8 protein-coding genes are annotated in these 9,855 nt (G+C 68.4%); 5 read left to right on the plus strand and 3 right to left on the minus strand.

The genetic code is table 11. The features are described from left to right. Nucleotides 1–9: 9 nt before the first annotated feature. Nucleotides 10–2,850, minus strand: a complete 2,841-nt coding sequence (locus EKL94_RS16505; RefSeq protein ID WP_126929915.1) for a bifunctional diguanylate cyclase/phosphodiesterase — start codon at nucleotides 2,848–2,850, stop codon at nucleotides 10–12. A 247-nt stretch (nucleotides 2,851–3,097) separates the two neighbouring features. Between EKL94_RS16505 and EKL94_RS16510 the strand changes: the two genes are divergently transcribed. The 5 genes from EKL94_RS16510 (at nucleotide 3,098) to EKL94_RS16530 (ending at nucleotide 7,287) form a co-directional block, all read left to right on the plus strand. Further along, nucleotides 3,098–3,616: an RNA polymerase sigma factor gene (locus EKL94_RS16510; RefSeq protein ID WP_229301232.1), complete on the plus strand. Its 519-nt coding sequence runs from the start codon at nucleotides 3,098–3,100 to the stop codon at nucleotides 3,614–3,616. Further along, nucleotides 3,613–4,620, plus strand: coding sequence for a hypothetical protein (locus EKL94_RS16515; protein ID WP_126929917.1), 1,008 nt, complete (start codon nucleotides 3,613–3,615; stop codon nucleotides 4,618–4,620). Before EKL94_RS16510 ends, EKL94_RS16515 begins: the two co-directional genes overlap by 4 nt. A gap of 40 nt (nucleotides 4,621–4,660) precedes the next feature. After that, nucleotides 4,661–5,257 (plus strand): IMPACT family protein, encoded by a 597-nt coding sequence (locus EKL94_RS16520; protein ID WP_126929918.1) that lies wholly within the window; start codon nucleotides 4,661–4,663, stop codon nucleotides 5,255–5,257. Beyond that, nucleotides 5,250–7,022: an ABC transporter transmembrane domain-containing protein gene (locus EKL94_RS16525; protein WP_126929919.1), complete on the plus strand. Its 1,773-nt coding sequence runs from the start codon at nucleotides 5,250–5,252 to the stop codon at nucleotides 7,020–7,022. The genes EKL94_RS16520 and EKL94_RS16525 overlap by 8 nt, the downstream gene beginning before the upstream one ends. Nucleotides 7,023–7,092: 70 nt before the next feature. After that, the gene (locus EKL94_RS16530) at nucleotides 7,093–7,287 is read left to right on the plus strand and encodes a hypothetical protein (RefSeq protein ID WP_005409247.1); all 195 of its coding nucleotides are present in this window, start codon (nucleotides 7,093–7,095) and stop codon (nucleotides 7,285–7,287) included. Nucleotides 7,288–7,557: 270 nt separating this feature from the next. Here EKL94_RS16530 and EKL94_RS16535 read toward each other — a convergent pair whose 3' ends face one another. Beyond that, nucleotides 7,558–8,682, minus strand: coding sequence for a prephenate dehydrogenase (locus EKL94_RS16535; protein ID WP_126929920.1), 1,125 nt, complete (start codon nucleotides 8,680–8,682; stop codon nucleotides 7,558–7,560). Beyond that, nucleotides 8,679–9,587, minus strand: coding sequence for a pyridoxal kinase (pdxY, locus tag EKL94_RS16540; RefSeq protein WP_126929921.1), 909 nt, complete (start codon nucleotides 9,585–9,587; stop codon nucleotides 8,679–8,681). Before pdxY ends, EKL94_RS16535 begins: the two co-directional genes overlap by 4 nt. Between the last annotated feature and the right edge of the window lie 268 nt (nucleotides 9,588–9,855).

Genomic DNA, 9,855 nt, shown 5'->3' on the forward strand with positions numbered 1-9,855 from the left:
CGCGGTGGCTCAGGCCGCCGCGTGCGACCACGGGGCGGGCCGCCCCAGCAGATAGCCCTGGCCGTAATCGCAGCCCAGTTCGCGCAGGGTCTGCCGCTGCGCCTCGGTCTCGATGCCTTCACCGATGGTCTCGATGCCCAGCGTGCGCGCCAGCGACAGCACGCCTTCGACCAGCGCCCGCGTGCTCTGCACTTCCGGCCCATGCAGGCCGGCGATGAAGCTCTGGTCGATCTTCAGCGTACTGATCGGGAAACGGTGCAGGTAGGACAGCGCGGAGAAGCCGGTACCGAAATCGTCCAGCTGCACCTGGATGCCGCGCTCGCGCAGGCCCTGCAGGATGCGCAGCGTGTGCGGGCCATCGTCCAGCAGCGCCACCTCGGTGATCTCCAGGCGCAGCCGGCGCGGATCGGCACCACATGCATCCAGCAGGCCGAACAGGCGGCCGCTGAACCCGGCGGAGCGAAAATGGCGCGGTGACACGTTCACCGAAACGTAGCTCTGCCCGCCCTCGGCGAGGCCGGCAATCACCTGTTCGTAGATCAGCCAGTCGACCTGCTCGATCAGGCCGCTTTCCTCGCCCAGCTCCAGGAACGCGCCCGGCAGCAGCAGGCCACGGCGCTCATGCTGCCAGCGCAGCAGCGCCTCGTGGCCGACCACCTCGCCATCGGACAGGCGCACGATCGGCTGGTAGAACGGCACGAAATCGCGGTTGTTGATCGCACGGCGCAGGTCGGCCTCCAGATCGAGGCTGCGCATGGCCTGCTCGCGCATGTCTTCGTCGAAGATCGCACAGCGGTCATGGCCCTGCGCCTTGGCCCGGTACATCGCAGCGTCGGCGTCGCGCAGCAGCTCTTCGCCGGTGCGGTAGCGCGGGTTCCACAGCGCGATGCCCAGGCTGCCGGACGGGAACAGTTCGCGCCCGGCGATCCACATCGATTCCTGCAGGGCCAGCAGCAGGCGCTGGCCAAAGTCCAAGGCCTGGGCCAGGCCCTGCGGGCATTGCAGCAGCACCGCGAATTCGTCGCCGCCCAGCCGGGCCACCACGTCCTCGGTGCCGGCCATCGATACGATGCGCTTGGCCACTTCCACCAGCATGCGGTCGCCGGCGGCATGGCCGATGCTGTCGTTGACCAGCTTGAAGCGGTCCAGATCGAGGAACAGCACGGCGAACACCGGGCCACCCTCACGCTTGGCCAGTGCCAGCGCATCCTGCAGGCGGTCCAGCAGGTGCAGGCGGTTGGGCAGGCCGGTCAGCGCATCGTGCATGGCCTGGTGGGTCAGCCGCTGTTCGGCACGCAGGCGCTCGCCGATCTGGCCGAGCAGCTTTTCGTTGACCTCGGCCAGTTCGCGCGTGCGTTCCTCCACGCGCTTCTCCAGCTCGGCATGCGCCGAGCGCAGCCGTTGCTGGTCGCGCTGACGGGCCAGGCCGGTACCGATGTTCTGCGCAACGAAGGTCAGCAGGCGCTGGTCATGCACGCTGAAAATGCTGTTCTCGCTGTAGCTCTGCACCACGATCGCGCCGACCACTTCGTCGTCGCGCAGCAGCGGTACGCCCAGCCAGCAGTGCGAACGCGCACCGGATTCCCGCACTTCGCCACTGGCCAGCAGCGCATCGATCTGCGCGCGTGACGCCAGCAGTGGCCGCCGGTTGCGCACCACGTATTCGGTCAAGCCCCGGCTGAAGGGCCGTGGCGCGCGGCTGGCATTGTGCTCGTCCACCGAATACACGAAGTCCAGGCCGTTGCCGGCCGGATTGACCAGGGCGATGTAGAAATTGCGTGCGTCGAGCAGGCGCCCGACCACCCCATGCACCTGTCCGTAGAACTGCGCCAGGCTGTCGGCCGACATCGCCATCTCGGCGATGTTGTACAGGGCGGTCTGCAGCTGTTCGGCGCGGCGACGCTCGGCCACCTCGTCCTGCAGGCTGTGGTTGGCGCGCTGCAGTTCCTGGGTGCGCCGCTCCACCTGCTGCTCCAGCCGCACCTGCGCCTGGCGCCGGTCCATCGCGGTCTGCACGTGCTGCGCAACGAAGCCCAGCAAGGCGCGCTCGGCCTCGCCATAGCGGGCCGCCTGTTCATAGCTCTGAACCACGATGGCACCGCATACGCGGCCATCGCGCAGCATCGGCACGCCCAGCCAGTCCAGGCTTTCGGGCCCACGCTGCGGGTCGTGCTCCTGTTCCATCACCTGCGCCAGCAGTTTGCGCGAGGGGCCACTGAGCGGCTTGCCATGGCGCAGCAACGCCACGGTCAGGCTGCGCGGCATCTCGCTGGCGTCATGGCTCTGCGTGGGATCGGCGACGAAGTCATCGACCTGATCGGCGAAGTACAGGAAACGGATCTGGTCGCGCACATCGTCGTATTCCACGATGTAGCAGTTCTCGGCATACATCAGCGTGCCCAGCACACCATGCACGTGGCGCAGCATCTCGGGCATTTCCAGGTCGGCACCGGCCAGATCTGCAATCTGGAACAGGGCCTGCTGCAGCCGTTCGGCCTCTTCCAGCGCCTTGATCTGGCCGGCCTGGCGGCCGCGCTGCAGCGCCAGCTCCATCGCCTGCCGGGCAACCCCCCACCATGCCGGCGAAGGCACCGCGCCCTCCACCGACAACAGCAGGCGCGCACCATCATGTTCCCAGCCGTGCTGGCCATCGCCCACGCCGGGTGCCGCCGCATTATCTCCGGCAGCCGCCGTCGGCCAGCCCCCCTGGCCACGGCCGAGCTGCGGGTCGTCCCAGCCGACGCGGACCACGGCTGTTTCCGGCAAAAGCGCATGCAACGCGCGCACCAGCGCCGTGCTCAGCACGGCCTCGTGTGGTGGCTCTTCCGCCGGTTCAGCATGCGTGGACAAATGACAATCTCTTGGCGCCGTCTGTGCGTCGCCTCCCCTGAGCCGCCGAGCATAGCGCGCCACCCGGGGGGCAATGGAAGCCCGTAAACCCCGAATCGTGCGCCCGTACGTTTTTCCTGCTGTCCGTAGCCCCTTCCGAGCCATGACCCTCGCCCTGCCCGCCACCGCCACCGGCTATGCGCCATCGCCTGCAGGCCTTACCCTGTACGCCGTGGAAGCCAGCGCACTGCCAACCGATGAAGCCTTGATGCTGGCCTGGGCCGGTGGCGACCTGCGTGCGTTCGAAAGCCTGTATGCGCGCCATCGCAAGCGCCTGTTCGGCTTCCTGCTGCGGCAACTGCGCGACAACGCGCTGGCCGAGGAGATCTTCCAGGACGTCTGGCAACGGGTGATCAGCGCCCGTGCCGGGTGGCAACCGGACGCGGCATTCAGCACCTGGCTGTTCCGCATCGCCCACAACCGCCTGAACGACCATTGGCGCGCCGCCCGCCACCGCCCGGCTGCCCCGGCCGATGCCGATCTGCGCCTGGCCGCGATCGAGGATGGGCAGACCCCGGAAGGCGAGCTTTCCGAATTCGAACAACGTCGCCGCATCCAGCTGGCGATGGAACAACTGCCGCCGGAGCAGCGCGAAGTGCTGCAACTGCGGCTGGATCAGGAACTGAGCCTGGAGGAGATCGGCCAGATCACCGGCGTAGGCCGGGAAACCGTGAAATCGCGGCTGCGCTATGCGATGGACAAGCTGCGTGCGGGATTGAACGCATGAACCGAGACGAACCGCTGACGCCGGAAGAACGCGAGCTGGCCCGGCTGCTCGGCCGTCGCGCCGAGCAGGCACCGCCCGCCGCACTGGACGCCGCCATCCTGGCCGCGGCCCGCGCTGCCGTGGACGCTCCGGCTGCCGATGCGGTCGCCTCTCCCGAGGCGCCGCGCACGCAGCGCCCACGCCCGCGTTGGCCGGCGGTGTTCGGCATCGCCGCCTCGATGGTGTTCGCCATCGGCATCGCCTGGCAGCTGCGCCCGGAGCCGCCGCCGGTTCCGGCCGGTGAGGCCGCTGTTGCTGCGGCACCGGCTGCGGCGGAAGACGTTGCGGCTGCCGATCAGGCCGCTGATAGCAGTGCAGCCGACAGCCCGGTGGCGGCTGCGGAACCGGCCGCTGCGCCCGCAGCGCCCGAGGCAGGCCCTGTTGCCGCTGCCCCGGCACCGGCCATCGCGCGCGCGCGCAAGCCTGCGCCGGCCGAGACCGCTGAAGCGCCTGCCCAGGCTGCACGATCGATGGCTGCAGATGCGGTCGCCGATACCTCCTTTGCGGCCGTTCCGCCCGCTCCGGCCGCAGCGCCGGCAGCAGCGCCGCCTGCGCCACCGGCACCCGCCGCCTACTCGGCACCGGCACCGGCACCGGCATTCGCGCCGGTAGCGTCCGGGGCGCTGAAAGCACGCACGGCCGCAGCACCGGCAGCCAATGCCGCCGAAGTCGAGCGGGCGCAGGCATTGGACCGGGTAGAAATCACCTCGATGAAGCGTGAGGCTCCCAGCCGTTCCGCACCGGGCATCATGCGCCGCGGCAGCGATGCGGGCCTGAGCGCGGACGCCGTGCAGGCCGAGGTGGACGCTGACGCACGACTGCCGCGCCGGCAGTGGCTGCAGAAGATCCGCACACGACGCGACGACGGCCAGCGCGATCTGGCCCGTGCCAGCCTGGAGCGCTACATGCAGCAGTACCCGGAAGCACGCCTGCCGCGCGACCTGCGCCCGCTGCTGGACGACTGAAGCGGACGGGAATACCCGGCAACCCCGTAGAATGACGGGAATGCTCGATACTCTCGCCCAGCCGGTCAACCACACGCTGGAAGTCAAACACAGCCGTTTCATCGCCCATGCCGCGCCAATCGATGGCGCCGCAGCGGCCATGGCATTCCTGCAGCAGGTTGCGGTGGCCGATGCCACCCACAACTGCTGGGCCTACCGGCACGGGCAGGACTATCGCTCCAGCGACGATGGCGAGCCGGCCGGCACGGCTGGACGTCCGATCCTGGCGGCGATCGACGGCCAGGGTTTCGACCAGGTGATGGTGGTGGTGACGCGCTGGTTCGGCGGTATCAAGCTCGGTGCCGGTGGCCTTGTGCGCGCCTACGGTGGCGCCGCCGCCGAGTGCCTGCGCACCGCTCCGCGCCTGCCGCTGGTGGCGATGGCCCGGCTGCAGCTGCTGGCCGGCTTCGAGGACCTGGGTACCCTGCACGCCACCCTGCCCGCCTTCGGTGCCGAAAAGCGCGATGAACAGTTCGATGCCAATGGTGTGTGCCTGCGGATCGAATTGCCTGCCGATCAGGTCGACGCATTGAAAATCCGCCTGCGCGACGCCACCCGTGACCGTATCCGCATAGAAGACGACGACCAGGATGACTGACAAGGACGACGCCCCCGCTTCGACCCCGCCGCTGCGCCGCCTCGGCAGCCTGCGCACGCTGTGGCCGTTCGTGCGCCGCCATAGCGGGCTGTTCACCGCCTGGCTGCTGGCCCTGGCGGTGTCTTCGGCCGCCACGCTGAGCCTGCCTCCGGCGGTGAAGCAGATGATCGATCACGGTTTCAGCAGCGGCGGCCAGATCAACCGTGCCTTCGCCCTGCTGATGCTGGTGGCGGTCGTCATGGCGTTGGGCACGGCCGCGCGCTTCTACTTCGTGTCGCTGCTCGGCGAAAAAGTCGTGGCCGACCTGCGCAGCCAGCTGTATGCCCACCTGATCCAGCTGGGTGCCGGCTTCCACGACCGCAGCCGCAGCGGAGAACTGGTCTCGCGCCTGACCGCGGACACTGAACTGCTGCGCAGCGTGGTCGGCTCAACCATGTCCGTAGCATTGCGCAGCACGGTCACCGTCATCGGCAGCCTGGCAATGCTGTTCGTCACCAGCCCGCGGCTGGCCGCATGGTCGCTGCTCGGCATTCCGCTGGCGGTGCTGCCGATCATCATCGGCGCGCGCAAGCTGCGCACGGTCGCACGCAACAGCCAGGACCGCATCGCCGATGCCAACAGCCTGGCCAGCGAGACGCTGGGCGCGGTGCGCACGGTGCAGGCCCATGCACGCGAGCCGTACGAGCGCGGGCGCTTCGACAAGGCACTCGGTGATGCCATCGGTGCCGCACGCCGCCGCATCGGCGCACAGTCGCTGGTCACCGCCAGCGCCATCCTGCTGGTGTTCGGCGCCATCGTCGGTGTGTTGTGGCTGGGCGCGCACGACGTCATCGACGGCCGCCTCAGCGCCGGTACGCTGGGCCAGTTCGTGCTGTATGCATTGATCGGTGGCGGCTCAGTGGGCGCGCTGGCCGAGGTATGGAACGAGCTGCAGCGCGCGGCCGGCGGCATGGGCCGCATCGGCGAACTGCTGCAGGAAGACATCGAGATCCGCGCGCCGGCACAGCCGCACGCGCTGCCGCAACCACTGCGTGGCGAGATCCGGTTCGACGACGTGGTGTTCCACTACCCGCAGCGACCGGACCAGGCCGCACTGGACCACTTCAACCTGCACGTGCGCCCCGGCGAGACCGTGGCGCTGGTAGGTCCGTCGGGGGCGGGCAAGAGCACGGTGCTTTCGATGCTGCTGCGCTTCCATGATCCGGCCAGCGGCCGCATCGACGTGGACGGCATCGACGTGCGCCAGGTCGACCCGGCCGAGCTGCGTGCGCAGCTGGCGCTGGTGCCGCAACAGCCGACGCTGTTCGCTGCCAGTGCCCGCGACAACATCCGCTATGGCCGCCTGCAGGCCAGCGACGCCGAAGTCGAGGATGCCGCACGAGCGGCCGAGGCCGATGGTTTCCTTCGCGCGTTGCCGCAGGGCTATGACAGCGAGCTGGGTGAGCGCGGTGCGCGCCTGTCCGGTGGCCAGCAGCAGCGCGTGGCGATTGCCCGTGCGCTGCTGAAGGATGCGCCGATCCTGCTGCTGGATGAAGCCACCAGCGCGTTGGACGCGCAGAGCGAGCACAGCGTGCAGCAAGCGCTGGAGCGGCTGATGGCGGGCCGTACCACACTGGTCATCGCCCACCGCCTGGCCACCGTACTCAAGGCCGACCGCATCGTGGTGATGGACCAGGGCCGCATCGTCGCCGAGGGCACGCACGCGCAGCTGCTGGCCGAAGGTGGACTGTACGCTGAACTGGCACGCCTGCAGTTCATCGATTGATGACGTCCGGCTAACATCGGCGCGGCCAAGCTGGCCGCGCAACAGCAGCATCCGCTGAAGGAGGTGCACGATGTCGTTCCGTCAGTTCCCCGCCGTCGACAGCAACGGCGAAAGCCACATCATCATCGAGTTCAAACCCGAGGCGAATGGCAGCGGGCACCATTCCGAGGCGACGCCACGCTACGAACTGGATGATGGACGGCCGCTGGTACGCGATGGCCGCGAGTTCACCACCAGTGGCGGTGAGCTGAGGCTGACGATCTGAGGTTCACCGGGCATGGCCCGGCGCTCCCGGATTTCGTGCCGCCCCGCTCTGGTAGGTGTCGACCTTGGTCGACACGCCTTTTGCCTCTGGTAGGTGTCGACCTTGGTCGACACGCTTTTTGCCAAAGGCGGTCGAGCATGGCTCGACCCTACAAAAAAAGCGTGGTCAATTTTTCGCCAAGCATCTTGACAGCCTTTTCTACCAAGGGCTGAGCGAGGTTATCCACACCTTTGCTCAGAAACCATCCACACCGCCTGTGGATGAATGTGCTCAGCCCAGCACCCGTCCGATGCCGCTGGCGTCCACCTCGGCGGCCGCCCGGGTGATCGCCGCCGGATCGCTGCCGGCCACGAACCCGATACGGAAATGCACTTCGCCGCCAGGCGTGCGCGAGGAATGGATCGAGGCCAGGCTGATGCGGTGCTGCTCGAACACGTTCAGCAGCTCACGCAGTGAGCCCGGCCGGTCTTCCGGCAGGTGCACCGACAACGCATTGCGCTCGGTCAGGTCAGCCAGCAGATACCCCACGCGTTCAAAGGTGTAGTTGCCCTCGGCCAGTGCCTGCCCACCGAAGGCACGGCGGTTGGCCGACAGCAGCTGCTCCCGGAATGCGCCACGTGCACCGTCGTCGCCCTGCCCGACCTGCGCCTGCAGGGCCTGCAGCTGGCCGACCAGCCGCTCCAGCATCGGCGCCACGTACGGGTTGCCGAACTGGATGTCTTCGTAGATGGCCGGGTTGAGCGACAGGATGCGCGAGATGATCGCCGTATCCAGCTCGAACGATGCCGACCGGTACGGCATCATCGCGGCCAGATCGCCCAGCTGCGGCTGGTACTGGCGCAGCACGCCGGCCTGGGCCAGGTGGGTGGCATGCACCATCGCCTGTACCAGCGCCATCATCTGGTCGTGGTGCTGCGGCGTGGCCCGCACGCACTCAGCCTGCAGCGCAGTGCACAGCGAATCGACCCATGGCTGCCAGTGCCGCAACCGCGCTTCGCAGACCACCATCACCCGGCCCTTCAGGGTCGGCGCCTTGGGCGGCGCGGTCATCGGGTGCAGGCCGACCACTTCGGCTTGAGAGGCCAACATCGCCTGGACCGGCGCTTCCTTCACCGAGGTCACGTCCAGCCACAGCCGGTCCTGCTCGCGGCCGGCCGACTGCCGCACGTACTCGGCAATCAACGCCGGCGTATGCCGGATCGGTGCCGAGAACACCAGTACGTCGGCCTGCGCCAGCAGCTGTTCCGGCGTATGCGAGTCCGGATCGGCCGGATCGTGGCCGATCACCTGCAGCTGCATGTGCTGCTGGAAGAAGCGGCTCAGCCAGCGCCCGTAGGCGCCGGCACTGCCGATGATGCCGACCGTGCGCGGCGTGCGTTCGAGCAGGCCGCTCATGCCACGCGTTCGGCGCGGAAGCGCGTCCCCTCGGCCAGCGCGGCAGGCGCTGCAGCGATCACGTCGAATTCTTCGAAGCCGTTGTCCAGGGTTGCCTCCAGCGCCGCATGGGTGCCGGCAATCGCACGCGTGATCGCCTGCTGCATCGATTCACCGCGCAGCAGGAACGACACCACCAGCGACATCAGCACATCACCCGTACCTGCCACGTCCACCGGCAGCAGGGGCGAGGTCCAGCGCCAGGTCTCCTCGCGGCCGACAGCCAGGGTCACCAGTTCACCCGGGGTGCCGCCTACGCTGTGCGCGATCACCCAGTGCGGGCCACGATCCAGCAGCGTACGCGCGGCGGCGATGGCATCGGCCTCGGCCAGTGCCGGCATGCCGGTCAGGCGGTTCAGTTCAAAGGCGTTCGGGGTCACCAGCCAGGCATGCGGCAGCAGGCGCTCGGCGAAGATCGCTTCCAGTCCCGGTTCCACGTAGGGGCCGGTGTGGGTATCACCAATCACCGGATCCAGGCAGTAACGCAGCTGCGGGCAGGCCGGCAGGATGTCATCCAGCCAGTCGGCGAAGGCCGCACCGTTGGCAGTGCTGCCGAAGTAGCCGGACACCAGCATCTTCGCCCGCTGCGGCAGGCCGCGCTCGCGGGTGCCCAGCAGCAGGTCGGCGAACCAGTCGGCGGGCAGCACGCGACCGCGCGTGGTGTCGTAGAACGGCGCGTTGCTGAGCAGCACGGTCGGAATTTCGGCTACGCGCACGCCGAGTGCGCGCATCGGCGGTACGGCGGCGCTGTTGCCGGCATGGCCGTAGACAAGTTGCGACTGGACCGAGATGACATCGATCGGCGACGGGCCGTCGGGCCGCTGGCGGCGGCCGTGGACCAGGTGGTTATCAAGGGATTCGCTCATGGCCGCATTCTACGCCCGGTGGAGGGTTCGGCAGGGCTTGCAGCCCTGCACCTGCTCAATGCAACGGCAACGGCAAAAGCCAAAGCCAAAGCGGGCTATCCGTGGGATGGCGGGGCGGTGTCGGAGTGCGGGGACGCCGTGAACCTGTGGTGGTCAAGCATTTTTGGACACGCCCAAAGGGAGTTCAGGCCACCTGCTCTTCACAAAGCGCAGGTGGCACAAGGCCGTTGGCACTGTGCAGCCGACGGTGGTTGTACCAGTCCACAAA

This window comes from Stenotrophomonas maltophilia, from assembly GCF_003970865.1.
GTDB lineage: Bacteria > Pseudomonadota > Gammaproteobacteria > Xanthomonadales > Xanthomonadaceae > Stenotrophomonas > Stenotrophomonas maltophilia_AR.

Coding starts and splice junctions, on each gene's coding strand:
- pdxY (WP_126929921.1), bottom strand. CDS start 9,587: ATGAGCGAATCCCTTGATAACCACCTGGTCCACGGCCGCCGCCAGCGG.
- EKL94_RS16510 (WP_229301232.1), top strand. CDS start 3,098: ATGCTGGCCTGGGCCGGTGGCGACCTGCGTGCGTTCGAAAGCCTGTAT.
- EKL94_RS16520 (WP_126929918.1), top strand. CDS start 4,661: ATGCTCGATACTCTCGCCCAGCCGGTCAACCACACGCTGGAAGTCAAA.
- EKL94_RS16515 (WP_126929917.1), top strand. CDS start 3,613: ATGAACCGAGACGAACCGCTGACGCCGGAAGAACGCGAGCTGGCCCGG.
- EKL94_RS16535 (WP_126929920.1), bottom strand. CDS start 8,682: ATGAGCGGCCTGCTCGAACGCACGCCGCGCACGGTCGGCATCATCGGC.
- EKL94_RS16525 (WP_126929919.1), top strand. CDS start 5,250: ATGACTGACAAGGACGACGCCCCCGCTTCGACCCCGCCGCTGCGCCGC.
- EKL94_RS16530 (WP_005409247.1), top strand. CDS start 7,093: ATGTCGTTCCGTCAGTTCCCCGCCGTCGACAGCAACGGCGAAAGCCAC.